The 23,825-nt window shown below is 64.2% G+C and carries 20 protein-coding genes; 14 read left to right on the plus strand and 6 right to left on the minus strand.

Annotation, left to right across the window (positions count from 1 at the left end; translation table 11 throughout):
* The first annotated feature begins 3 nt into the window (after positions 1–3).
* Both OW493_RS12475 and dacB read left to right on the plus strand, forming a co-directional pair.
* Positions 4–333 carry a multidrug efflux SMR transporter gene (locus OW493_RS12475; RefSeq protein WP_077378046.1) on the plus strand — a complete coding sequence of 110 codons (330 nt, stop codon included), beginning with the start codon at positions 4–6 and terminating at the stop codon, positions 331–333.
* A 179-nt stretch (positions 334–512) separates the two neighbouring features.
* Entirely contained in the window at positions 513–1,967 is a 1,455-nt protein-coding gene (gene dacB / locus OW493_RS12480) for a D-alanyl-D-alanine carboxypeptidase/D-alanyl-D-alanine-endopeptidase (RefSeq protein WP_176494267.1), read from the plus strand.
* Positions 1,968–2,283: 316 nt separating this feature from the next.
* Here the strand turns inward: dacB and OW493_RS12485 are convergent, their stop codons facing one another.
* A complete protein-coding gene (locus tag OW493_RS12485; protein ID WP_191237694.1) occupies positions 2,284–3,261 on the minus strand; it encodes an MDR family oxidoreductase in 978 nt (325 codons plus the stop codon).
* Positions 3,262–3,424: 163 nt separating this feature from the next.
* On the minus strand, positions 3,425–4,957 hold the full coding sequence (gene nhaB / locus OW493_RS12490) for a sodium/proton antiporter NhaB (protein WP_077378054.1): 1,533 nt from the start codon (positions 4,955–4,957) through the stop codon (positions 3,425–3,427).
* Positions 4,958–5,249: 292 nt separating this feature from the next.
* Between nhaB and OW493_RS12495 the strand changes: the two genes are divergently transcribed.
* The 4 genes from OW493_RS12495 (at position 5,250) to OW493_RS12510 (ending at position 10,776) form a co-directional block, all read left to right on the plus strand.
* Complete coding sequence (locus OW493_RS12495; RefSeq protein WP_077378057.1) at positions 5,250–5,621, plus strand: diacylglycerol kinase; 372 nt, start codon at positions 5,250–5,252, stop codon at positions 5,619–5,621.
* A gap of 80 nt (positions 5,622–5,701) precedes the next feature.
* Entirely contained in the window at positions 5,702–8,791 is a 3,090-nt protein-coding gene (gene glnE / locus OW493_RS12500) for a bifunctional [glutamate--ammonia ligase]-adenylyl-L-tyrosine phosphorylase/[glutamate--ammonia-ligase] adenylyltransferase (RefSeq protein ID WP_289864318.1), read from the plus strand.
* A 148-nt stretch (positions 8,792–8,939) separates the two neighbouring features.
* On the plus strand, positions 8,940–9,710 hold the full coding sequence (locus OW493_RS12505) for a hypothetical protein (RefSeq protein WP_077378065.1): 771 nt from the start codon (positions 8,940–8,942) through the stop codon (positions 9,708–9,710).
* Between the two features lie 166 nt (positions 9,711–9,876).
* Entirely contained in the window at positions 9,877–10,776 is a 900-nt protein-coding gene (locus OW493_RS12510; RefSeq protein ID WP_136939574.1) for an ion transporter, read from the plus strand.
* Positions 10,777–10,853: 77 nt separating this feature from the next.
* On the opposite strand, the gene speD is transcribed toward OW493_RS12510, so the two are convergent.
* The 4 genes from speD to OW493_RS12530 all read right to left on the minus strand — a co-directional run bounded on the left by speD (position 10,854) and on the right by OW493_RS12530 (position 14,558).
* Positions 10,854–11,648: an adenosylmethionine decarboxylase gene (speD, locus tag OW493_RS12515; RefSeq protein ID WP_077378071.1), complete on the minus strand. Its 795-nt coding sequence runs from the start codon at positions 11,646–11,648 to the stop codon at positions 10,854–10,856.
* Between the two features lie 305 nt (positions 11,649–11,953).
* Positions 11,954–12,379: an OsmC family protein gene (locus OW493_RS12520; RefSeq protein WP_077378074.1), complete on the minus strand. Its 426-nt coding sequence runs from the start codon at positions 12,377–12,379 to the stop codon at positions 11,954–11,956.
* Positions 12,380–12,525: 146 nt separating this feature from the next.
* Positions 12,526–13,359, minus strand: coding sequence for a nucleotidyltransferase family protein (locus tag OW493_RS12525; protein WP_289864319.1), 834 nt, complete (start codon positions 13,357–13,359; stop codon positions 12,526–12,528).
* Complete coding sequence (locus tag OW493_RS12530) at positions 13,359–14,558, minus strand: phosphotransferase (RefSeq protein WP_289864320.1); 1,200 nt, start codon at positions 14,556–14,558, stop codon at positions 13,359–13,361. Before OW493_RS12530 ends, OW493_RS12525 begins: the two co-directional genes overlap by 1 nt.
* 171 nt (positions 14,559–14,729) lie before the next feature.
* Here OW493_RS12530 and OW493_RS12535 point away from each other — a divergent pair, with 171 nt between their 5' ends.
* From OW493_RS12535 to OW493_RS12570, 8 genes are all read left to right on the plus strand, one after another.
* Positions 14,730–17,303: an LPS-assembly protein LptD gene (locus OW493_RS12535; RefSeq protein ID WP_289864321.1), complete on the plus strand. Its 2,574-nt coding sequence runs from the start codon at positions 14,730–14,732 to the stop codon at positions 17,301–17,303.
* 84 nt (positions 17,304–17,387) lie between these two features.
* Complete coding sequence (locus OW493_RS12540) at positions 17,388–18,671, plus strand: peptidylprolyl isomerase (RefSeq protein ID WP_077378083.1); 1,284 nt, start codon at positions 17,388–17,390, stop codon at positions 18,669–18,671.
* A 7-nt stretch (positions 18,672–18,678) separates the two neighbouring features.
* Positions 18,679–19,677 (plus strand): 4-hydroxythreonine-4-phosphate dehydrogenase PdxA, encoded by a 999-nt coding sequence (pdxA, locus tag OW493_RS12545; protein WP_289864322.1) that lies wholly within the window; start codon positions 18,679–18,681, stop codon positions 19,675–19,677.
* Between the two features lie 210 nt (positions 19,678–19,887).
* Complete coding sequence (gene rsmA, locus OW493_RS12550; RefSeq protein WP_077378089.1) at positions 19,888–20,796, plus strand: 16S rRNA (adenine(1518)-N(6)/adenine(1519)-N(6))-dimethyltransferase RsmA; 909 nt, start codon at positions 19,888–19,890, stop codon at positions 20,794–20,796.
* Positions 20,793–21,173, plus strand: a complete 381-nt coding sequence (gene apaG, locus OW493_RS12555; protein WP_077378092.1) for a Co2+/Mg2+ efflux protein ApaG — start codon at positions 20,793–20,795, stop codon at positions 21,171–21,173. Before rsmA ends, apaG begins: the two co-directional genes overlap by 4 nt.
* A 115-nt stretch (positions 21,174–21,288) precedes the next feature.
* Positions 21,289–22,131: a symmetrical bis(5'-nucleosyl)-tetraphosphatase gene (locus OW493_RS12560; protein ID WP_289864323.1), complete on the plus strand. Its 843-nt coding sequence runs from the start codon at positions 21,289–21,291 to the stop codon at positions 22,129–22,131.
* Positions 22,132–22,198: 67 nt separating this feature from the next.
* On the plus strand, positions 22,199–22,525 hold the full coding sequence (gene glpE, locus OW493_RS12565; RefSeq protein WP_077378098.1) for a thiosulfate sulfurtransferase GlpE: 327 nt from the start codon (positions 22,199–22,201) through the stop codon (positions 22,523–22,525).
* A gap of 48 nt (positions 22,526–22,573) precedes the next feature.
* Positions 22,574–23,818, plus strand: a complete 1,245-nt coding sequence (locus OW493_RS12570) for a polynucleotide adenylyltransferase (protein WP_289864324.1) — start codon at positions 22,574–22,576, stop codon at positions 23,816–23,818.
* The last annotated feature ends 7 nt before the right edge of the window (positions 23,819–23,825 follow it).

Below are 23,825 nucleotides of genomic sequence, written 5' to 3' on the forward strand. Positions count from 1 at the left end.
TCGATGAGTTATGTCTTTCTGGCGCTGGCAATACTGGCAGAGGTCATCGCGACCAGTGCGCTCAAGGCCTCCGAGTCCTTTTCGCGACTCGGCCCCAGCCTGATCGTGGTGGTGGGGTACGGCATCGCCTTCTATCTTCTGACGCTGGTGCTGCGGGACCTGCCGCTGGGCGTCACCTATGCGGTGTGGTCTGGACTGGGGATCGTGCTGGTCACCCTGTTCGGCGCGGTGGTCTATCGCGAGATGCCGGACCTGCCGGCGATCCTGGGTCTGGCGATGATCGTGGGGGGAGTTGCCGTCCTGCATCTGTTTTCCAGCGCCACTCCTCATTAAGCTAGAGGCATCACGGCGCCAATCCGGCTGTGACATGGATGCTTACCGACGACGTCACTGGATGCCTCATGCCTCTACTTCGCACTGCACAAACCTCTGCGCGACCTGCGTTGCTGCCCACGTTGCTCTCTTCGCTGCTTCGCCCGTTCAAGGCAGCGGCACACCCCGCGGTGTCGGGAATGCCGCTGCGCTTCACGCGCTCGCTGCGCGGACTGGCCATCGCCGCCGGCGCTACCCTGGTAGCGACCGGGCCGGCGCAGGCAGCCGGGTTCGACAACCTCACTCGCCTGGCTGACAAGGGCTTCATCGTCAGTGCCCAGGCTCGCATGCTGGACACCGGCGAGACGCTGGCCTCGGTCGATCCCGGCCTGCAATTGACGCCCGCATCGTTGTCCAAGCTCTATATCGCTGGCGCGGCGCTGGACCGTTTCGGGCCGCAGTATCGCTTCTCCACACGTCTGCGCAGCACGGGCTCGATCAATGACGGCGTGTTGACCGGCGATCTGGTGCTCGAGGGCAGTGGTGACCCGGCATTGACCAGTGAAGAATTGTGGCGCCTGACCGAAGAGCTGCGCTTCAGAGGCATCCGGCGCATCGAGGGACGCCTGCTGGTCAGTCAGTGGCGTTTCGGGCCGGTGCCATGCATCAGTACCGATCGCTGCAATGCCTCGCGTCGCTCGAGCAACGCCTATGATGCGCTGCTGTCGTCCGCGGCCAGCAACTATGCCAGCTGGTGCGTGAAGGTGATGCCGGGGGCGGGCAGTCAGGCGCCGGCGCGACTTGCCAGCTGTGACACGACCCAGCCCACCGAGATCTTCGACAATCAGGTCACCACCGTCGCGGCCGGCGGAAAGAATGCCCTCAATGCGCGTCGTACCACCAGCAACGGGCGCGATACGCTGGTCGTCAGTGGCACCATCGCCGCCGACAGCCAGCCGCGCAGCATCTACCGTGCCGTGTCCAATCCGGCGCTGTATACCGGCGAGCTGATGCGCGACATGCTGGCGCGTGCCGGCATCGCGGTCACGGGCGGCGTGGACATCACCACCACGGCACCGCCTTCCAGTGCGGTACAGCTGGGGAGTGTCGAGGGCAAGCCGATGCAGGAGCTGTTGACGCGGATGCTCAACTACTCCAACAACTTCATGGCCGACCAGCTGACATTGGCACTGGTCGGTGGCAGTCAGGCCACGCTGCGTCAGGGAGGTGCCAAGCTTGAGACCTTCGCCAGCGCGATCCCGGGTCACGGTCCGCTGACGCTGTATTCAGGCAGTGGTCTGACCTCGCAGAACCGTACCAGCGTCAATGGTCTGATCGCGTTGCTCGACAGCATGTACCACCGTCCGGCCCTGTTCCCCACTTTCGTTGCTGGGCTTCAGGCACCGGCCAATGGTCCGATGCGCTTCATTCGGCGCGGCAGCGAGACCTTCCGCAATCACGTGATGGTCAAGACGGGAACGCTCAACAATCCTGTGCCGGTGCGCGCCATCTCGGGCTACTTCCGCACCCAGACAGGCCGCTGGGGAGCCTTTGCCGTGATGGTCAACGGGCGTGCCGCCGTACCGTATCTTTCCTGGCCGCAGGTGCTGGATCCGGTCGCGGAGGACCTGACCGCGATGATCGAGCGCAATTGATCCATCGGCCGTGACTGCATGACACGAAAGCCCCCGCCAGCTGGCGGGGGCTTTCGTCTTCATGGCCTGTGTGACAGGCACAAAAAACCCCGCCCGAAGGCGGGGTGATCCTCCACACGCCCGGCATGGCTGAGGGGAGGGCACTCGGGACGCTCGACAGGGCGTAACGAGATGCCTAGAGCATAGCGTCGTGAGGCCGCCTTGGCTAACCTCAAACAGCGTATTGCACCGCAACAATCAATGACTTGGCGCAATTTTCGATGCAATGGCGCATTTTTTCCGTGATCGGCTGCGATTCGTGGTGCGCGCTGGCATGTCAGCGGGCGGGATCCAGCAGTACGCGGCCACTGATGTTGCCGTCGATCATGGCCTCGGCACGTGCCGCGATGTCATCCAGTCCCACCGTCTCCAGCTGCATCCGCGCGTGCAGCTCGCTGGAGACCTCGGCCAGGCGTTGCCACACCTGCTGGCGACGCTCGGCATTGATCATCACGCTGTCGACGCCGAGCAATGAGACGCCGCGCAGGATGAATGGCATCACGCTGGTGGGCAGGTCCGCGCCCGCCGCGAGTCCCACGGCCGCCACCTTGCCATCGTAATGCATCTGCGCCAGCAGGTTGGCCAGTACCTGGCCACCGGCGGTATCCACGGCACCGGCCCAGCGGCTCTTCTCCAGCGGACGGCCCTTCTCCTCGAAATCGCTGCGCAGATGGACCTCGCTCGCGCCCAGTGACTCGAGCCACTCACGCTGCTCGGCCTTGCCGCTGACCGCGTGGACCTCGAAGCCCTGCTCGGCCAGCATCTGCACTGCCCAGCTGCCGACCCCGCCAGTGGCACCGGTGACGATCACCGGGCCTTGCTGGGGCGTCAGGCCGGCCTCTTCGAGACGCATCACGCACAGCATGGCAGTCAGGCCCGCCGTGCCGAAGGCCATGGCCTGTTCGGCACTCAGGTTCGCGGGGCGCTTGACCAGCCACTCGGGCTTGACGCGCATGCGCTCGGCCAGTCCGCCCCAATGACGCTCGCCCACGCCCCAGCCGGTCAGGATGACCTCGTCGCCTGGCTGGAAGTCCGGCGAATCGGAGGCCTCGACACATCCCGCGAAATCGATGCCCGGCACGAAGGGCAGCTCGCGCACGATCTTGCCACGGCCGGTGATGGCCAGCGCATCCTTGTAGTTGAGGCCGGAACGCTCGATGGCCACCGTGACAGGCAGGTCGGGTAGCTGATCATCGGAGAGTTCGACGACTCGGGCGCGTGGGGTCTCGTCGTGCAGCATCAGTGCGCGGGACATGGCAGTCTCCTCGTGATTGGCGTTGGTGTTGGCGCTCTTCCTGCGTGAAGGTGTCAGGGCGTCTGGCGTGAGACGCTCGGTCTCACAGTGCCTGCAAGCGACGCCGCGGGGAAGTCCTGAGACCTCGACATTGGGATGAGACTGACGCAACCGGGGCCGCTGATCAGATGAAGCTGCGCACGGTGGCCAGGCCGACCAGGGTCATCAGCACGGTATAGGGCAGCGCCATCCATACCATGCGCCCGTAGGACAGCCGGACCAGCGGGGCGATGGCCGAGGTGAGCAGGAACAGGAACGCCGCCTGACCATTGGGGGTCGCCACGCTTGGCAGGTTGGTGCCGGTGTTAACCGCCACCGCCAGCGCATGGAAATGCTCACGACTGATGTTGCCCGCCAGGTACTCGTTCTTTACCTGAGTGATGTATACCGTCGCCACGAAGACATTGTCCGAGATGGCGGACAGCAGTCCGTTGGCGAGGAACAGCGCCCCCGCCTGGTCCTCCATCGGCAGACTGAGCACCCATTGGATGAAGGGCTGGAACAGATGCTGCTCGTGGATGACGGCGACGATGGTGAAGAACACTACCAGCAGTGACGTGAAGGGCAGCGCTTCCTGGAAGGCGCGTCCGATCTGATGCTCATCGGTGATGCCGTTGCCGGCGGTCAACAGGATGATCACCGCCAGCCCGATCAGCCCGACCTCGGCCAGATGCAGCGCCAGTGACAGGACCAGCAGGATGGCCACCACCCCCTGCACGATCAACGCTGCGCGCTCGCGCGGGGTGCGGCGCGCATCCTGATGGCGATCATAGTCCTCGAGAATCCGGCGGACGCTGGCAGGCAGGCGTTGGCCATAGCCGAACCAGCGGCCGCGTTCCAGCAGCACGCATAGCGCAAGTCCTGCGAAGAAGGTGGGAAGGGTGACGGGGGCCATTTGCAGGAAGAAGGACAGGAAATCCCACTCGGCGGCCTTGGCGATCACCAGATTCTGCGGCTCGCCGATCATGGTACTGACGCCCCCCAGCGCGGTACCGACGGCACCATGCATCAACAGCGAGCGCAGGAAGCCGCGGAAGTCCTCGAGATCTTCGCTGTGGATCGCCTCGACACTGATGTCGTTGGCGTGATCATGCTGGGTATCGAAATTCTTGCCTGACGCCACCTTGTGATACACGGAGTAGAAGCCCACCGCGATACCGATGATCACCGCGGTCACGGTCAAGGCATCCAGGAAGGCGGACAGCAGGGCGCTGGCCAGACAGAACATCAGCGACAGCCAGGTCTTGGAGCGGACGCCGAGAATGATCTTGGTGAAGGTATAGAGCAGCAACGGCTTCATGAAGTAGATGCCTGCCACCATGAACATCAACAGCAGGATCACCGGCAGATTGCGCTCCATCTCCTGCATGATGGCATCCGGGGAGGCCATGCCGATGGCGACGGCCTCGATCGCCAGCAGACCGCCGGGTTGCAGCGGGTAGCACTTGAGCGCCATGGCCAGCGTGAAGATGAACTCGCCCAGCAACAGCCAGCCGACGATCACCCCACCCTGAGGGCCGCTGAACCACAGCAGCAGCGGATTGGTGATCAGGAACAGGCACATCAACTGCTTGTACCAGCGCGGCGATTGGCCGAGGAAGTTGCGCGCCAGTCCGTGACCGAGTGTCTGGCGTGTGTCGTGAGATGAGGAAGGCATGGGCAGTTCCCGGGCGTTGACTTGTTGTTGTTGGATGACAGTATCGGCAATGCCGCAACATCGCGGGCTTTGCTATCATCGCCGCCGTCATCGAGCGCCTGGCGGTATTAGAGCATGCTCGGTGATGAGGTCTCGGGTAGCCTTTGGTCGTGAAAATCGCGCAGCTAGCGCTGCGAGGTCGCCAGCCGGAGTGCTGGCAGCTCTCCCCGAGACGTGTTTCTGGTAAACGTCATCGTCCGATTGAAAGATCGGCCTCTGCAGCCACCGTGCTGCGTCTGCACGAGACCCGAAGATGAAATCACGGCATACCGGCCTGACCCACCTCAAGCACTCCGCGCGTTACTCTCTCAAGGGGCTCAAGGCGGCCTGGCGCAATGAAGAAGCCTTCCGGCAGGAATTGATCCTGTGCGCGCTACTCTTGCCGTTCGCCTGGTGGATCGGGGAATCGCACATCGAGTGGCTGCTGCTGGTCGGCTCCATCCTGATCGTGTTGATGGTCGAGCTGCTCAATTCCGCGGTGGAGTGCGCGATCGATCGTATCGGCCCGGAGTTTCATGAACTGTCCGGGCGCGCCAAGGACATGGGCTCGGCAGCGGTGATGCTCGGTCTGATCTTCGCGGGCCTGACCTGGGGCACGCTGCTCTACGACAAGCTGTTCGGATAGGGCATATCGCCTGTGGGGCATGGCCGTGTCATGTCCCCTCTGCCTCCGTTATGCTGAAGGTCGGATCGAAGGAGACGACCATGCCCGACAACGCCCCCGCCTCATCACCTCACTCTTCCTGTCCGTCAGCGGATCTCCCGCTGCCGGCAGACTTCCTGCCGCTGGAGTCGCTGCTCGGCCAGCAATTCGAGCACAGTCGCCAGACACTGGAGGAGGCTGCCGGCGCCGCACGGGAGCGTCTGAACGAGAGCCTGATGCAGGCCCGGAGTCTCAGCGAGATGCGCGGCGATGCCAGCTCGCCCGTGGCGACGTTTCTGGCGCTGGGGGCGCAGCAACGTCTCGAGCTCGCCCGTCTGGTCACGCTGTCGGACTTCGCTCTCGATACCCTGTGCCGTCGCCCTGAGCTTCTGGCCGAACTGATCGAGAGCGGCGAGCTTGAACGCACCTTGCCGCCACGGGAATTGAGCGCACGGCTGGCGGAGGGGCTGTCGGCCGCCGAGGATGAAAAGGCGATGCAGCAGGTGCTGCGGCGTTTCCGCCAGCTGCGCATGCTGGGCATCATCTGGCGTGATCTCAATGGCACGGGCATGTGGGACACGGCGGGCGCGGTCTCGCGACTGGCCGAGGTCTCGCTTGAAGGTGCGCTGGGGTGGCTGGAGGCCTTTCTTGAACCGCGCTATGGCCACCCGGCAGCGGATCGCTTCGGAGAGCCGCAGCGGTTGGTGGTGCTCGGCATGGGCAAGCTGGGGGCCGGAGAGCTCAACCTGTCCTCCGATATCGACTTGATCTTCGCCTTCCCCGACAAGGGCGAGACGACGGGCGGGCGCAAGTCGCTGGATCACCAGGAATATTTCACGCGGCTGGGCCAGAAGTTGATCGCGGCGCTGGATGCGATGACCGCCGATGGCTTCGTGTTCCGCGTCGACATGCGCCTGCGGCCGCTGGGGGACGGCGGCCCACTGGTGGGCAGCTTCTCGATGCTGGCCAGCTACTACCAGGATCAGGGGCGTGAATGGGAGCGCTACGCGATGCTCAAGGCGCGTCCAGTGGCCGGCAGCATCACCGCGGGCGAGCGACTGATCGCGCATCTGCGACCCTTCGTCTACCGCAAGTATCTGGACTTCGGCGCCATCGAATCCCTGCGCGAGATGAAGGGGATGATCAATCGCGAGGTCAAGCGCCGCGGGCTCTCTGACAACATCAAGCTGGGGTCCGGTGGTATTCGCGAAGTGGAATTCGTCGCCCAGGCCTTCCAGTTGATCCGCGGTGGCCGCGAGTCGGAACTGCAGGTCACCTCACTCAAGACAGCCTTCGCGCGACTGCCCGAGCTTGGCTTGTTGCCACAGGCGGTCGTGGATGAGCTGGTGCCGGATTACGTCTTCCTGCGTGATCTTGAGCATGCCCTGCAGGCGCAGGCCGACCGCCAGACCCAGACATTGCCGCTGGACCCGCTGGGGCGCGAGCGTCTCGCCCTGGCGATGCAGCTGCCGGACTGGGAGGCGCTCACCGAGCGACTCGAAGAGGTGCGGGCTCGCATCCGGCTGCACTTCGACAACGTGATCGCCGCGCCGGAAGACGAGGAAACCGAACCGCCCGAAGGGCAGCAGGCACTCGATGAGTGGCGTGCCCTGTGGCGCGATGAGCTGACGGTGGAAGAGGGTCGGGAGCTGCTCGCCGAAAGCGGATTCGAGGCACCCGACGAGAGTCTGCGGCGCCTGAACAGCCTGCGTCGCTCACGGGCAGTGCAGGGGATGCAGCGCATCGGTTTTGATCGTCTGGATGCCTTGATGCCCTCACTGCTGCAGGCGCTGGGCTCGGCGGCGGGCGATCCGGAAAAGCCCGGCGAGCATGATGCCAGTCGCGTGCTGGAGCGTGTGCTGCCGCTGATCGAGGCCGTGTTGCGTCGCACGGCCTACCTGGCGCTGCTGCGCGAGAATCCTGATGCACTGACGCAGTTGATGCGCCTGTGTGCGGCGAGCCCCTGGATTGCCGAGCAGCTGGCACGCTATCCGGTGCTGCTGGACGAGCTGCTGCACCCGCACAATCTCTACTCGCCCGCCGACAAGGTGCGTCTGGCCGATGAGCTGCGCATCGCGCTGTCACGCATCCCCGAAGATGATGAAGAGGCGTTGCTCGAGGCGCTGCGCGTCTTCCGGCACGCCCAGGTGCTGCACGTCGCTGCCTCCGACATCGCGGGGGCGCGCCCGCTGATGAAGGTGAGCGATTATCTGACCTTCATCGCCGAGGTGATCCTCGAGCAGGTGCTGGCGATGGCCTGGAAGACCCTGACCCGCAAGCACGGCTTTCCGCTGGGGCGGGATGGCCAGCCGATCACCGGGGACAGTCTGAGCGGCTGCTTCGTGATCGTCGGCTACGGCAAGCTGGGGGGCATCGAGCTGGGCTATGGCTCGGATCTGGATCTGGTCTTCCTGCACGATGCCGCCAGCAAGGGCCAGACGGATGGCCCGCGCCCCCTCGACAACCCGCTGTTCTTCACCCGGCTGGGTCAGCGCATCATTCATCTGCTGACCGCGGTGACTCCGGCCGGTGCCCTCTACGAAGTCGACATGCGCCTGCGGCCTTCCGGCAACTCCGGACTGCTGGTCTCGAGCCTGGCTTCCTTCCGTGATTACCAGCTTTCCCAGGCCTGGACCTGGGAGCATCAGGCGCTGGTGCGGGCACGTGCCGTGGCGGGGGATCCGGCGCTGGCGCTGGCGTTTGAGCAGACACGTCGGGAGGTGCTGGGGCAGGCCCGAGAGGCCGATGCCCTGGGCAAGGACGTCGTCGCCATGCGCCACAAGATGCGGGATCACCTGGGGAGTTCCGCCAAGGACCGGGATGCAGGCCAGTTCCACCTCAAGCAGGATGCGGGAGGCATCGTCGATATCGAGTTTCTGGCCCAGTACTGCGTGTTGTCGATGAGCCATCAGGAGCCTGAGCTTCTGAGATGGAGTGACAACATGCGACTGCTCGAGACGCTGGAGGCCTGTGGGCGCCTGCCGGGGGAACAGGCCAGTGAGCTGCGCGAGGCCTATCTGGCCTATCGCAATACCAGCCACCGCCTCGCGCTGGAAAAGCGTGGCAGCCTCATCAATCTCGAGCAGGTGCCGCTCATCGCCATGCACCGCGAGCGTGTCATCACTATCTGGCAATCCTTGCTGGGGGAGTGATCTTGACTCAGACATTTCGTGTCCGGCTCAGGCATTCCCTGTCCCGATGATTCGCGCGGCGTGATTAAACGCCATATCAATGCTCGCAATCCCCTGTCGCCATCCCCAAGAAAGGGTGCACCAGACAACGTTGACAGGGGAGGTCAGCATGATGGAGTGGATCGCGAATCACTCGAAAACCATCTCGGCGATTGCCAGTATCGGCTCGTTCTTCATCTGGCTGGTCTACGCACAGCTGCTGTATCACAACTTCCGTCGCCAGCGGCGCCCGCGCGTGCTGATCAATCGCGGCAAGTCCAAGGGGATCGACAGCCTGTGCATCGTCAGCAACATGAGTGCCGAATCGATCTTCATCGAGCACATCATCGCCCGGCTGGATACCAGTCATGGCAGCCTGCTGATGGATGTCACCGAGTTCGAACGCAGCTATCAGGAAGGTGACGAGCAGAGTGACAATCAGCAGGACGGCGACAGCGAACAGTCCGCGAAGGAGGCTTCCAGCAGCAGTGAATGGCGTATCTCCGATACCACGCGCCAGGGGCCGCTGGGCTCGGGCGACTTCCTGCATATCGGGACGTTCTCTGAAGTCATCGAGCGCATGGCGCGCCGCAATGGCATCTCGCTTGACGGTCACTGGCCCAGCAATGAGCAGCTGAAATTCCAGCGCCTGACGCTGAGCATCATCGGCATCTATGGCAGTGAAGACCACCCGATCGGTGTCGAGCGTGCCTTCCGTCTGCACGATGCCAATGGAGAATGTGCGCTGGTACCGGAGCGCTGGGATTCCAATCGCCTGTCATCACGCCGCCAGCGTCACAAGTTGCGCAAGCTTCTGAATCGCATCAGTGGGGAAGACATCAGCGAGCAGTCTACCTTCCAGCCTCCGAGTGACGACGAGTCGCGCGACAAGACGTCATGAGCGCGGGCACATGAGGCTAACGCATGAATCACCGAGCGCATGAAGCTTCGGTCGCATGAACTACCGGGCGCATGAATCATCGCAAGCACGACAGCGGTGTCTTCACACTGTCAGGACGTCGAGGATGGGGTAGGCTTTCCTGAGCCCCATTTACGGAGATCCTCGGATGCAGGAACGCGTCACGCCCTTTCAGCTGTTCATTCTGGTGCTGTCACTGTATGTCATCGGTGCGATGGTCGTGGATCTGATCTTCGAACTGTCTCCTCCGGTCCAGCGACTGCTGCAGTACATGGACTACGTGGTCTGCCTGTTCTTCTTCGTTGATTTCTGCAAGCGGTTCGCCAGTGCGAAGAGCAAGCGCGAGTACATGAAGTGGGGCTGGATCGACCTGCTGGCCTGTATTCCGGCAGGCCTCTTCCAGGGGGCGAGGCTGTTTCGCGTGGTGCAGATACTGCGAGTGCTGCGCGCCATCAAGTCGATGGAGATGATCTGGAAGCTGCTGTTCCGCAATCGCGCCGAGGGGGTGTTCGCCTCTGCGGCCACTGCCACGGTGCTGCTGGTGGTCTTCGGCGCACTCACCATGCTGATGGTGGAGACTCCCAACCCCGACAGCCCCATCAACACTGCCGAGGAGGCGCTGTGGTGGGCCGTCGTGACGGTGACCACCGTCGGCTATGGGGACTATTATCCCATCACCACCCTGGGGCGGGTCGTGGCCGTGCTGTTGATGGTGGGAGGCGTGGGGCTGTTCGGGAGCTTCGCGGCCTACATCAGTTCGATCTTCATCGAGGATGACAGTGAGCAGGAGGCGCGCGCGGCGCGTGCCCAGCGCGACATGACCCGCGCGCTCTACCACCAGATCAGCGAGCTGACGACCGAGGTGCGTGAATTGCGCACCCGGCTTGATGAAGTGGCGGTGATGCAGGGGGAGTCGCTGGCGGAGCGCGAACAGCGCCGTGAGGCGCTCCAGCGTGAGGTCAATGACGAGATGGCCCGGCGTCTGGACGAGGCCGGCACCACTGCGCCGCAACGCAAGACTGACCCCGGGCCTGACGGAAGGCGTTGAGCCGTGGTCGGGCCAGAAAAAAGCCCCTGACACCCAAAGGTGTCAGGGGCTTTTGCATGCCTCGAGGCGTGCCCGGCTCAGTCGAAGTTGCGCGAGTAGAAGATCTCGAGCATTTCGCGACGCAGACGGCTTTCGATGTTGGTGGCTTCCTCGAAGGTCAGCTCGCGACGCGAGGTGCCGAAGAGGTAGTTGTCCAGCTCGAAGTCCTTGAGCAGCATCTTGGTGTGGAACATGTTTTCCTGATACACGTTCACATCGACCATCTGGTAGGCACACTTGGTGTCTTCCGCCAGGTAATCCTGGATCGAGGTGATGTCGTGATCGATGAACAGCTTCTTGCCATCCACGTCGCGGGTGAAGCCGCGCACGCGGTAATCCATGGTCACGATGTCGGAGTCGAAACTGTGGATCAGGTAGTTCAGTGCCTTCAGCGGGCTGATCATGCCACAGGTCGAGACATCGATATCCAGACGGAAGGTGCTGATGCCGTTGTCCGGGTGGGACTCAGGGTAGGTGTGCACCGTGACGTGTGACTTGTCCAGATGGCCGACGACCGTCTCGGGCAGCGGGCCAGGACCCGGCTCCGTCTGGGCGGGGTCCGTCTCTTCCAGCTCATGCTCGGCGATCAGGATGGTCACGCTGGCACCATGCGGCTCGTAGTCCTGACGCGCGATGTTCAGCACGTGGGCACCGATGATGTTGGTGACATCCTTGAGTATCTGGGTCAGACGCTCGGCGTTGTAGAGTTCATCGATATAATCGATATACGCCGTACGCTGTTCTTCGGTCTGCGCGTAGCAGATGTCGTAGATATTGAAGCTCAACGAACTGGTGAGGTTGTTGAACCCGTGAAGGCGGAGTTGATCGCTCACGTCCAGGCCTCCTTGAGATGGGAGGGTGGTATGACATCCGATGCCTCTATCACGCCCGTGTGGCGTTGCCATCCAGGGGTGAACATCGGGCCGAAGAAGGTGTCCTGCGGCGCTCGTTTCGTGGCCGATGGCCGAGGAGCGACCGGGAAGACAACCGGTTTGAGGGGCGTATTATGCACAGGCAGGGCTGACACGCCAGCGTCAATTCCCGTCGAGCGTCGCTCGCTGGCGTGAGTCCCCCCTCTGCCACCCGCCGTCAGATCGCTCATGGCGGCGGGTGGCAGAGGGGGAGTGCCGGGAGATGATCAGGCGGCGCTGTCGATGACTTCGTAGGAGTGCGTGATCTCGACGCCACCGGCGCTGAGCATCAATGACGCGCTGCAGTACTTTTCGGCGGACAGCTCCACGGCGCGTTTTACCTGTGCTTCCTTGAGGTTGTAGCCCGTGACCACGAAGTTGACGTGAATGCTGGTGAAGACGCTGGGCACGCCATCGGCGCGCTCGGCCGTGAGGTCTGCGCGGCAGTCCGTGACCTGCTGGCGGGCCTTCTCGAGAATCTGGATGACGTCAAAGCTGGTGCAGCCGCCCAGCCCCATCAGCAGCATCTCCATCGGGCGCGGGCCGGTGTTGCGTCCGCCATTTTCCGGATTGCCATCCATGACGACGCTGTGGCCGCTGCCGGATTCCGCGAGGAACTGGCGACCATCGGTCCACTTGATGCTGGTGTTCATTGCCATGACGAATTCTCTCCCTTCGGTGAATCAATGAGTCAGTGAGGTGCACCGGTGCGCAGGCGGGACCGCACGAAGGCGCACAGAATAGCATTGCCGCGCCCGCGGCCGGAGGAACGTCCGGCGCTGAGCTTATGCCTGCGAGCTCATGCCTTTGGATGTGTCGGGCGATCGCTGAGCAGCCTGTCCAGCTCGTCCAGTCTTTCCGGCGTTCCGACGTCGATCCATTCGCCACGGTGATGCAGTCCGCGTGCCTCCCCGCGCTGCATGGCATCGCGCAGCAGCGGTGCCAGCTTGAACACGCCATCCCCCTCTCGCAGAGCCGGCGTCTCGTGCAGGGCGCGCCGGATCAGGCGTGGGGACAGCCATGACACGCCGGAGAAGGTCAGGCGGTCTGCGTTGTCCATGCGCTCGTCCGTTCCATTCACGGGGCCGTCGCGGACTTCGCCATCCTGCATCAGCAGGAAGTCGCCGCTCGGATGGTGTGGCGGGTTGTCCACCAGTACCAGGCCCGCCAACGGCCTTGGCGGCAGGCACTGAGTCTGGCTGGCCAGTGCCTGGGCCATCAGCGCCCCGAGATCCACATCGCACCAGACATCGCCATTGATCAGCAGGAAGGGCGTCTCGTCGGCGTCATCGGCCGTCAGAGCGCCGGGCAGTGTCAGCGCGCGTGCGATGCCGCCACCGGTCTCCAGTGGCGTCGTCTCATGGGAGAACGTCAGTGTCAGTTCGCGCCTGCGGCCCTGCCAGCGCGCCTGCAGCAAGCCGCAGGGAGAGCGAGCAGCGGCGAAATGCTCCAGGATCTTCTGCGCAAGATGGCCGACGTTGATGACGATGTCATCCACGCCTGCGGCTTCCAGCCTGAGCAGGTGATGCTCCAGCAGCGGGCGTCCTGCGACGTTCAGCAGCGGCTTGGGCGTGTGGTCAGTCAATGGACGCATGCGAGTCCCGAAGCCCGCGGCCAGAATCATCGCGCGCATCAGCCTCTCTCCTGCGTGACATCTGTCTGACGTGCCTCGGCGTTGCGCATCCGGCGTGCCGCGCGATCGGCCAGAGCGGCCAGCTCATCGTAGTCGTCGAGGTTGATCTCCGGCGTCTCGCCATTGGCCAGTCGCAGGCCTCGTGCCTCGCACTCGGAGGCCAGGCGCAGTGACAGCGCCGGGGTCAGCACCTCATCCAGCCAGTGGGTGAAGGTGATCAGTTCGGGGCAGAAGGCCAGACCTTCACGCAGATGGCCGAGGAAGCGTGGCATCAGCGTCAGATAGCGTGGCTTGGCGTCGCGCAGGGTCAGGCGCGCGAAGATGCCGAGAATCTTGAGATTGCGCTGCACCCCCATGCGCTCGACGCTCTGACGATACGCGAGCGGGCTGGGGGCCGGCAGGCCAGCGGCGGCATAGCGTGGCAGGGCGGCAAGGCGGGCCTGTTCGATCCAGCGCGCCATGGCGGGCTCCGGCCAGCGCCAGTGGCGGTCACGCAGCAGCGAGATCAGGTCGTAGTTCTCGGGACCGATGACGGCATCCTGGAAATCGATGATCCACAGCGTCTCCCGCGACTGGCCGGCATCGGCATGCAGGAACAGGTTCTGGGCATGGAAGTCGCGGTGCACGGTGACGAGAGGTTGCGCGCGCGCGGCCGTCAGCAGCTGTCCGCAGAGCGTTTCCCAGGCGGCGTAGCGGCGGTCATGCGGCATGTCGAGCAGCTGCCCCAGACACCATTCGGGGAAGAGGTCCATCTCGGCCTTGAGACGCGCATCGTCATAGGCGGGCAGGTCGGCCAGCGGCAGTTCATGCAACTGCTCGAGCAGGCCGATGGCCTCGCCATAGTAGTGGTCGGCGTGTTCGGTGCTGGTCAGGGCCGTCATCAATGGCGTATCCCCGAGATCCTCAAGCTCCAGAAAGCCTCGGGCGTCATCGAAGGCGAAGACCTCGGGCAGGGGCAGGCCGGCCTCTCGCCACTGACGGGCGATGGCGACGAAGCCATGGCTGTCCTCCTTTTCCGGCGGTGCATCCATCAGGATGCGGGACGACATGCCGGGGGCGCTCTCATCGAGATGCAGGCGGAAGTAGCGACGAAAGCTGGCGTCGTCGGCCACCGCACTCAAGCGGACGGCGTCGGGGGTGAGGTCGTGGCGTGCGGCAGCCCAGGCGTGGAGGGCCTGACGGCGGGCGTCGGATGTCATGGGGCGGGGCTCCTGTCGGCGGATACGGGGGCCGGCTGTCAGTTGACGCCTGTGCCGCGGCCCCGCATGCTGGGGTGTGGTGACCACAGGACAGGCGGAACCGGCAAGCAGGAAGGCCGGTTGCTGGGCCTGTATAATACCGATTCCCCCAGCCAAGGACACAGAGCAGCCATGGCCCAGCGCAGCCATTCAATACACACGGGCAAGCCGGTGTCCGCCCTCGGGCGGCCGCATCGTCGTCTTGCGTCTTCCACGACGGCGACGCGTCTCCCCGTCAGCCAGCCGGCGACATGGCGGCTCAAGCCGCTGGTGCTGCGTCTCCTGTGGACGCTGGCCCCGCTGGCCGCCGGCGCGCCGCTGATGGCGCAAGCCGCCCCGCCGGAGCCGCTGTCGGCAAGCCAGCTCGACTGGCAGCCTTATGATGAGGTGCCGCAGGGGCAGCTGTGCAGCGGTCGCTACGTGACACCGGCCTACCGGATCGATGCGGGTGACACGCCCGAGCAGGTCGCGACCTCCGCCGACAAGGCCAATTATGGCAATGATGGCGTCGCGACCCTGATGGGCGAGGTAGTGCTCAGACGGGGTGATTCCCAGCTGGAATCGCCCGAGGTCAGCGTCAACGAGGCGCGAGACACCGCGACGGCCAAGGGCCCGGTGACCTACCGTCAGCCCGGCGTGCTACTGCGCGGAGATGATGCCCGCGTCTCGCTCAACAGCGACGCGGCCAGCGTCGACAATGGTCACTACGTCTTCCACAAGCAGCGTATCCGGGGGGATGCGGTGCAGTTGGCGCGTCTGGAAGATGGCCGATATCGCCTGAAGGATGCCAGCTTCACCTCCTGTGAGCCGGGCAACAGCCTGTGGCGTCTGGTCGGCAGCGATATCACCATCGACCGGGAGTCCGGTTGGGGGGAGGCGACCCACGCGCGCATGGAAATGGGCGGCGTGCCGGTCTTCTATTGGCCCTATGTGCGTTTCCCGGTCGATGACCGCCGCCACACCGGGTTGCTGTGGCCGCAGCTCAGCTACACCAGCTCCAGCGGCTTCGATTATGCCCAGCCCATCTATCTGAACCTGGCCCCGAATTACGATGCCACCATCACGCCTCGCTACATTTCAGAGCGCGGTGAGATGCTGGAAGGTGAGTTCCGTTACCTGCTGCCGCGTGGCGACGAAGGCACGCTGGAAGGCGCCTGGTTGGCCGATGACGATGGCGGCAGTGATCCGGATGACGATGAAGAGGATCTCATCGGCGAGGATCGCTGGTACATCAATTACCAGCACTCTGGTCGCTATGACGCGCGCACGGCCTATCAGCTCAAGTACGGCGCGGCATCCGACGGCAATTACTTCGATGACTTCGGGCGCAACTTCGGCGAGACCGAGACGGACAGCCTCGAGCGTCTCGCGCGACTGAATTACCGTGGCGACGTCTGGGATCTCGAGTTCAAGGCGCAGGGGTATCAGCGGATGGACTTTCCGCTGGATGACGAGGACAAGCCGTTCTATCGCCTGCCGAGCCTGACTGCCAACGCGCGCTGGAGCCAGACCAGCGGCTTCTATGAAGAATGGAATTCCAACGCCACCTACTTCTGGCGTGATGTGGACGAGACCGACACAGACATCGACGACGATGAAGCCGCCAACGGCACCCGTCTGCGTCTGGCGCCGGCCGTGGGCTGGCGCAGCGATCAGAGCTGGAGCTTCATCGAGCCGCGTGCCCAGCTGATCAGTCTGAGCTACGACCTGGACTACGGGGATCGCGAGACCGATCGTGACAGCAGTACCTCGGCGACCATTCCGGTGCTGTCACTGGACAGCGGCTTGATCTTCGACCGTGATACCGAGTGGTTCGGCGAAGGTTACAAGCAGACGCTGGAGCCGCGTCTGTACTACGCCTATGTCCCTGAGGTCGATCAGTCCGACTTCCCGGACTTCGACACCTCCGAGGATGCCTTCAGCTGGAATCAGCTGTGGTCTCCCTACCGCTTCAGCGGTGGCGACCGAGTAGGCGACACCAACAAGATCTCCTACGGCGTCTCCTCGCGCTTCATCAGTGACGAGAGCGGTCGTGAACGCCTCAAGCTGGGCGTTGGCCAGTCCAGCTACCTGTCGGACCGCAACATCGACATGGATGGGGACCCGGACAAGACGTCTCGCTCCGACTTCGACAGCTACTCCGATTACTATCGGGCGACGCGTGACCGCTCGCCGGTGGTCTTCCAGGCCGATGTGGTCCTCAACGACCAGTGGACCGCGACCCAGGCCGTGTTCCAGGACTTCGATCGCGGTGTCACCGAAAGCGCCCAGACATCACTGCGTTATCGCGCCAAACAGGGCACGGTACTGAACTTTGGCTTCAATCGTGAGATCGAAGGGTTCGTGCCTTACGATGATGAGGACGATGAAGACGTGCTGGGCTATACCCGCAACGAGTGGGATTTCTCGTTCGCGACGCCGGTCAGTGCAAGCTGGTCGCTGCTGGGCCGCTATCAGTACGACAGCACCAATTCCCGCTCGCTGGAGAAGGTGCTGGGTGTCCAGTACAACGACTGCTGCTATGGCGTCCAGATCACCTGGCGGGAATGGCAGGATGACAACGACACCGCCAATACCATCTCGGATGATGAAGAGAAGAACGGTATCTTCCTGACCTTCGAGTTCAAGGGACTGGGTGGCGTCGGCCAGAGCGCGGACAGCTATCTGGAGCAGGCGGTGCCGGGCTATCGCAACGCCGGTTTCTGACCCCCGGGATGCGTCACGCACGCTGACGACAGGGCGCCGCTGCAAGGCGGCGCCATCAACATTTTTACGTCGAGAGAACACCCGATGCGCAAGACCCTGATTGCCCCGCTGGGGCTGGCATTCGCGCTGGCAAGCCTGCCGGTGAGTGCCGCCGAGTTGCTCGACCGTGTGGTTGCCGTGGTCAACAAGGACGCCATCATGCAAAGCGACATGGAGCGGCGTGTCTCCCAGGCTAGCCAACAGCTGCAGAGTCGCGGTATCAACCTGCCGCCGCGCAATGTGCTGGAGCGCCAGGTGCTCGACCGCATGGTCAATGAGCAGATTCAGCTGCAGATGGCGGAGCAGGCCAATCTGAGCATCGATGACACCCAGCTCAATGCCACCCTGCGGGGAATCGCCAAGGACAATGGTCTGAGCCTGGAGGCCTTTGCCGACAAGCTCGAGCAGGATGGCATGTCGCTGGCCGATGTGCGTGATCAGGTGCGTCGTGAACTGCTGGTGCAACAGATCCAGCAGCGTCGCGTGGCCAGCAAGGTGCGCATCTCCGATCGCGAGATCGACCGGTATCTCAACCAGCAGGACGTCGGCAGTGATATCCAGTATCACCTAGCGCACCTGCTGGTCGCCCTGCCGCAGGAGCCGACACCGGCTCAGGTCAAGGCGGCGCGCGAGCGTGCCGATGGTCTGCGTCAGCAGATCGCCGATGGGACGGACTTCGCCCAGGTGGCAGCGGCGGAATCCGCTGGCAGCCAGGCGCTGAGTGGCGGGGATCTCGGCTGGCGCGCCGGCGGTGAGCTGCCGAGCGTATTCGCCGATGTGGTGCCGGACATGCAGGCAGGTGAGGTGTCCCAGCCGTTGCGCAGTGCCAGCGGCTATCACCTGGTGAAGCTGATCGAGAAGCGTGGCGCAGGCAAGTCATTGATTTCCCAGACTCAGGCGCGTCACATCCTGATCCAGCCCAACCCGAACATGAGTGATCAGCAGGCGCTTGAGCGTGCCGAGTCCATCCGCCGTCGCGTGCTGGGTGGCGAGGACTTCGCCGCGCTGGCCCAGGAGTTCAGCGACGACAAGGGCAGCTCTCTCAAGGGTGGCGAGCTGGGGTGGGTCAGCCCGGGGCAGACGGTGTCGTCCTTCGAGACTGCCATGAACGCCCTGAAGGTGGGGGAGGTCAGTCAGCCCATCAAGACGCGCTTCGGTTATCACATCATCGAGGTCGAGAATCGTCGTCAGCAGGATGTCACCAATTCCAGCCAGCGTGACAAGGTCCGCAAGACCCTGTTCCAGCGCAAGCTCAATGACGAACTGGAAGCCTGGCAGCAGCAGATCCGCGCCGAGGCCTATGTCGACAACCGCCTTGATGAGCAGTGAGCGCGCCATGTCGTCCGAGGTGATCGCGCTGACCGCCGGGGAGCCGGCGGGCATCGGTCCCGAGCTGCTGGTGATGCTGGCGGCTCAGGCCGAGGACTTCCCGGCGCAGCTGGTCGCGGTCGCCGATCCCGACCTGCTGGCCAGTCGTGCCCGCCTGCTGGGGCTTTCGCTTGAATTGCATGAGCTGAGCCCCGGCGACCCCCTGCCACCGGCCCGCAATGGTCATCTGGCCGTATGGTCGGTGCCGCTGGCGGTGCCCAGTGAGCCGGGGGTGATCGATGCGCGCAACGGTGATCATGTCCTGCAGATGCTCGACGTGGCCATCGCCGCCTGTCAGGCCGGACACGCCAGTGCCATGGTGACGGCGCCGCTGTCCAAGGCGGCCGTGATCGAGGCCGGCCACGCCGGTTTCACGGGGCATACCGAGTATCTGCGCGACGTCTGCGGTGTCGAGGAAGTGGTCATGATGCTGGCGTGCCCGGGACTGCGTGTCGCGCTGGCCACCACCCATCTGCCGCTGCGTGAGGTGGCCGACGCCATCACGCCGCAGGGGCTGACACGAGTGCTCACTATCCTGGCGGAAGATCTCAAACGCTACTTCGGGCGTGAGACGCCGCGCATCGCGGTGTGCGGACTCAACCCCCATGCCGGCGAAGGTGGGCATCTCGGCGTCGAGGAGATCGAGGTGATCTCACCGACGCTCGAGGCACTGCGCGCCACGGGCATGCAGCTGGCGGGGCCGCTGCCGGCGGATACCCTGTTCACGCCACGTCATCTCGATGGCGTGGATGCCGTGCTGGCGATGTATCACGATCAGGGGCTGCCGGTGCTCAAGTACGCCGGATTCGGTCAGGCGGCCAACATCACGCTGGGCCTGCCCATCGTGCGTACCTCGGTCGATCACGGTACCGCGCTGGATCTCGCGGGCACGGGTCGGGCCGATGTCGGAAGTCTCGTGCAGGCCGTGCAGGTGGCCATCGAGATGGCAGCCGCCGCGCGAGCCTGAGATAATCCCCCATCATCTGGCGTGACCGTCCATGCGGCACGCCGAGCGCGCACCTCAAGCAGGCGTCGCCGCTACCCCAGTCATTCGACCATCCAGGATGGTCTCGCCGTCCTTTCCATGTCCCTCGATGCCTCTGCATCGATTCCACAGGTGAAGGATGGCGTCTTGTTGTCGGGAGTCCACAGGGCTCCCCGGAGGAAAGTCAGTCCCATGTCCCAACATTTCCCGGCGCATCGTGCGCGCAAGCGTTTCGGCCAGAACTTCCTGCAGGATCTTGGCGTCATCTCCCGTATCGTCAGGGCCATTCGTCCGGCAGAGGGGGAGCGGCTGGTCGAGATCGGTCCGGGGCAGGGGGCGCTGACCGGTCCGTTGCTGGAAGCGGCGGGCAAGCTGGAGGTCATCGAGCTGGACCGTGACCTGATCCCCGGGCTGCGCGTGCAGTTCTTCAACTATCCCGATTTCGTCATCCACGAGGGCGATGCCCTGCGCTTCGATTTTCCGGCGCTGGTGGGCGATGGCCCGGCACTGCGCGTGGTCGGCAACCTGCCGTACAACATCTCCACGCCACTGATCTTCCACCTGCTGGAAGCGCGTGGCGCGATTGCCGACATGCACTTCATGCTGCAGAAGGAAGTGGTCGAGCGTCTGGCGGCTGAGCCGGGTGGTACGGACTGGGGCCGTCTGTCGGTGATGACCCAGTATTACTGTGCGGTCGAGAACCTCTTCCTGGTGCCGCCCAGTGCCTTCTTCCCGGCGCCAAAGGTGGACTCGGCCATCGTGCGTCTGGTGCCGCATGCCGAGCTGCCGCATCCGGCGACTGACGAGAAGCTGCTGGCCATCATCGTGCGGGAAGCCTTCTCTCAGCGTCGCAAGACCCTGCGCAACAACTTCAAGGGGCGTATCGATGCCGAACAGCTGACGGCGCTGGGCATTGATCCCTCGCGTCGCCCGCAGACGCTGACGGTCGCGGAGCTGGTGATGATCACCAACCATCTGAGCGCCCAGGGCATGACCGCCAGTCAGGCGGACAGCGCGCCCCGCAAGCGCCCCCGCAGCAATGTCGGTCACGGTGAGGTCACGACCTCGCAGGCCGCCACTGACAGCGATCACGACGCATGAGCGGCGTGGCGGACATTCATGTCGACGCCGTACCGGAGTACTGCGCCGACGAGAGTCGTCCGAGCGAGAACCGCTTCGTGTTCCGCTACACCATCACGGTGCACAATGGCAGCGACGAGACGATCCAGCTGCTGGCGCGTTACTGGAAGATCACCCAGGGAAGCGGCAACGAGCAGGAAGTCCGCGGCAAGGGGGTGGTCGGCAAGCAGCCGCTGATCGCCCCGGGGGAAAGCTTCCGCTATACCTCGCGGGCCGTCCTCGACATGCCGGTCGGCGTGATGCAGGGGGCCTATACCTTCTCCGATGCCACCCATGCGCGCACCTTCGAAGTCGCCATCGCGCCATTTCGTCTGGCCGGGCCGCATCAGGTGCATTGATGCCTGCCGAGTCTCGGGCCAGGTCGGGACATGGCCCATCGGTCTGTCGCCGTCCTGAACGAAACCATCAGCAAGTCATTCACGTAGCAGGCCGCCAGGCGGCCGGGGGAGCAGCATGACGCAGTGGGCGATTGGCGATCTGCAGGGATGTCACGTTGAGTTCGAACGCCTGTTGCAGCGTCTGGAGTTCACGCCCGGACGTGATGTGATGTGGTTGGCCGGAGATCTGGTCAATCGCGGGCCGGGCTCGCTTGAATGCCTGCGCCATGCCAAGGCTCTCGGGGACAGTGCGCGCATCGTGCTGGGCAACCATGATCTGCATCTGCTGGCGGTCGCGCATGGCTTCGGGCGCCTCAAGCGTTCCGATACGCTTCAGCCCATTCTGGACGCGCCGGATCGCGACGGGCTGCTTGACTGGCTGCGTCGCCAGCCGTTGATGGTGGAAGAGACCATCGATGCGCGGCGCACGGTGATGACGCATGCCGGCGTTCTGCCCGGCTGGACCTTGAATCAGGCGGCAGCGCTGGCCCGCGAGGCGGAAGCTGCACTGGCGGGGGACGCCTATCGCGAGTTTCTCGGCGAGATGTATGGCGACACGCCCGATCTCTGGCGGGAGGATCTCAGCGGCATCGCGCGGCTGCGTTGCATCGTGAATGTCTTCACCCGCATGCGTTTCGTGGACCGCGAGGGTCGCATGGACTTTGCGGCCAAGGAGGGGCTGGATTCCGCGCCCGAGGGCTATCGTCCCTGGTTCCAGTTTCCGCGTCCCGAGGGGGCCTGGGATGACTCTCCGCGCCTGCTGTTCGGCCATTGGGCGGCGCTGGAAGGCGAGACTCCAGCGGCGCGCCAGGATGTCGCGGCACTGGATACCGGCTGTGTATGGGGTGGCGGGCTGACAGCGCTCGATCTCGAGACGGGGCAGCGCGTGTTCGAACCGGCGGTGACATCGCGCGACTGACTCTGCAAGGCGCCTCCCCTGCGCGGCGCACGTCCATTTTCCTGTCCCTATCTTCAGCGGAGTTCCCATGAGTTTCGAACATCTTGATCTGGCGTCACTGGCGCAATGGCGCGACGGCGAACAACCCTTCGTGCTGCTGGACATCCGTGATCCGCTCAGCTTCACCCAGGGGCGCATTCCCGGCAGCCGGCATCTGGACAACGCCAGTGCGGGGGCGATCCTGGAAGAGACCCCTCGTGACACACCGCTGGTAGTGGTGTGCTATCACGGCCACTCCAGTCAGCAGGCAGCGGCCTGGCTTGCCGGGCAGGGCTTCGAGAAGGTCTACTCTCTCGATGGCGGTTTCACCCAGTATCAGCTCACCCATGGCGACGATGTCGAAAGCGGTAGCTGATCCCACCTTTGCCTGATTGTCTCATCTCCCTTCTGCCAAGGAGTCCCCATGACTCGTAGTGCCCCTCATCGACTTGATGCGTCATCGGACCGCCTGCTGCAAGGGCTCGAGGTCTATCGGGTAGGGGGCGCCGTGCGCGATGCGCGCCTGGGCTGGCCATGGCATGAGTGCGATTTCGTAGTGGTGGGCGCGACGGTCGAGGACATGCAGGCGCGTGGTTTCCGCCCGGTGGGGCGCGACTTTCCGGTCTTCCTGCACCCTCAGACGCAGGAGGAATATGCGCTGGCACGCACCGAGCGCAAGTCCGGACATGGCTACGTTGGCTTCACCGTGCATGCCAGCCCCGACGTGACCCTGGAAGAGGATCTCGTGCGTCGTGATCTGACCATCAATGCCATGGCCGAGCCGCTGGACAGTCCGCCCGGCGAGGGCGAACTGGTGGACCCCTACGGCGGACTTGCGGATCTCGAGGCACGACTGTTGCGCCACGTCTCCGACGCCTTCAGTGAAGACCCGCTGCGCGTGCTGCGCGTGGCACGCTTCCTGGCACGTTATCAGGGGCTGGGTTTCACGGTCGCCGAGGAGACTCGCGCGTTGATGCAGGGGATGGTCGAGAGCGGCGAAGTCTCGCATCTGGTCGCTGAGCGTGTCTGGAAGGAAACCGAGAAGGCGCTGGGGGAAGCCAGTCCTGAGGCCTACTTCCAGCTGCTGGATGAGCTGGGTGCCCTGAGCGTGCTGATGCCGGCACTGGCGAGGGAGGCCCGTGCGCTTGAGTCAGCGCTGGAGCGGCTGGATCGCCTGCCGCGACAGCTGGTCGATGAGGCGGAGATGGTCTGCTGGCGCATGGCACGGCTGGTGGAGCACCTGTCGCGTGAGGAGATCGATACCCTGGCGCAGGAGCGGCGTCTGCCCAGTGCCGTGCGCGATGCGGCTCAGCAGGCGCGTCTGTGCCGAGAGCTGAATGATGCGTCGCATCGAGAGGGTGGCGTGCAGGCGGAAGATCTCAAGGTCTGGCTGGATGGCGTCGATGCGTGGCGTCGTGGTGAGCGTCAGTCGGTGCTGGTGGCCTTGCTGGCAGTGGAAGACAAGGGGCTGGCGCGGCTGGGCAATGCCGCCTGGCAGGCCGCGACGGCGGTCTCGCCGCAATCCCTGGTCGCTCAGGGGCTCAAGGGTGCCGAGATCGGGCGGGCGATGGGCGAGCAGCGTCAGCAGGCGATTGCCGAGGCGTTGGGTGAGTGGCGAGCCACGCCAGAGGTCCATGCGCCGCACTGTGGTTGTGGCCACGCTCACTGAGAGGCCG

The sequence above is a fragment of the Cobetia sp. 14N.309.X.WAT.E.A4 genome, from assembly GCF_030397495.1.
Lineage (GTDB): Bacteria > Pseudomonadota > Gammaproteobacteria > Pseudomonadales > Halomonadaceae > Cobetia > Cobetia marina.

Coding starts and splice junctions, on each gene's coding strand:
- nhaB (WP_077378054.1), bottom strand. CDS start 4,957: ATGCCTTCCTCATCTCACGACACACGCCAGACACTCGGTCACGGACTG.
- OW493_RS12570 (WP_289864324.1), top strand. CDS start 22,574: ATGACTCGTAGTGCCCCTCATCGACTTGATGCGTCATCGGACCGCCTG.
- glpE (WP_077378098.1), top strand. CDS start 22,199: ATGAGTTTCGAACATCTTGATCTGGCGTCACTGGCGCAATGGCGCGAC.
- OW493_RS12485 (WP_191237694.1), bottom strand. CDS start 3,261: ATGTCCCGCGCACTGATGCTGCACGACGAGACCCCACGCGCCCGAGTC.
- OW493_RS12540 (WP_077378083.1), top strand. CDS start 17,388: ATGCGCAAGACCCTGATTGCCCCGCTGGGGCTGGCATTCGCGCTGGCA.
- apaG (WP_077378092.1), top strand. CDS start 20,793: ATGAGCGGCGTGGCGGACATTCATGTCGACGCCGTACCGGAGTACTGC.
- OW493_RS12525 (WP_289864319.1), bottom strand. CDS start 13,359: ATGCGCGCGATGATTCTGGCCGCGGGCTTCGGGACTCGCATGCGTCCA.
- OW493_RS12510 (WP_136939574.1), top strand. CDS start 9,877: ATGCAGGAACGCGTCACGCCCTTTCAGCTGTTCATTCTGGTGCTGTCA.
- OW493_RS12560 (WP_289864323.1), top strand. CDS start 21,289: ATGACGCAGTGGGCGATTGGCGATCTGCAGGGATGTCACGTTGAGTTC.
- OW493_RS12505 (WP_077378065.1), top strand. CDS start 8,940: ATGATGGAGTGGATCGCGAATCACTCGAAAACCATCTCGGCGATTGCC.
- glnE (WP_289864318.1), top strand. CDS start 5,702: ATGCCCGACAACGCCCCCGCCTCATCACCTCACTCTTCCTGTCCGTCA.
- OW493_RS12495 (WP_077378057.1), top strand. CDS start 5,250: ATGAAATCACGGCATACCGGCCTGACCCACCTCAAGCACTCCGCGCGT.
- rsmA (WP_077378089.1), top strand. CDS start 19,888: ATGTCCCAACATTTCCCGGCGCATCGTGCGCGCAAGCGTTTCGGCCAG.
- OW493_RS12520 (WP_077378074.1), bottom strand. CDS start 12,379: ATGAACACCAGCATCAAGTGGACCGATGGTCGCCAGTTCCTCGCGGAA.
- dacB (WP_176494267.1), top strand. CDS start 513: ATGCCGCTGCGCTTCACGCGCTCGCTGCGCGGACTGGCCATCGCCGCC.
- pdxA (WP_289864322.1), top strand. CDS start 18,679: ATGTCGTCCGAGGTGATCGCGCTGACCGCCGGGGAGCCGGCGGGCATC.
- OW493_RS12535 (WP_289864321.1), top strand. CDS start 14,730: ATGGCCCAGCGCAGCCATTCAATACACACGGGCAAGCCGGTGTCCGCC.
- OW493_RS12530 (WP_289864320.1), bottom strand. CDS start 14,558: ATGACATCCGACGCCCGCCGTCAGGCCCTCCACGCCTGGGCTGCCGCA.
- OW493_RS12475 (WP_077378046.1), top strand. CDS start 4: ATGAGTTATGTCTTTCTGGCGCTGGCAATACTGGCAGAGGTCATCGCG.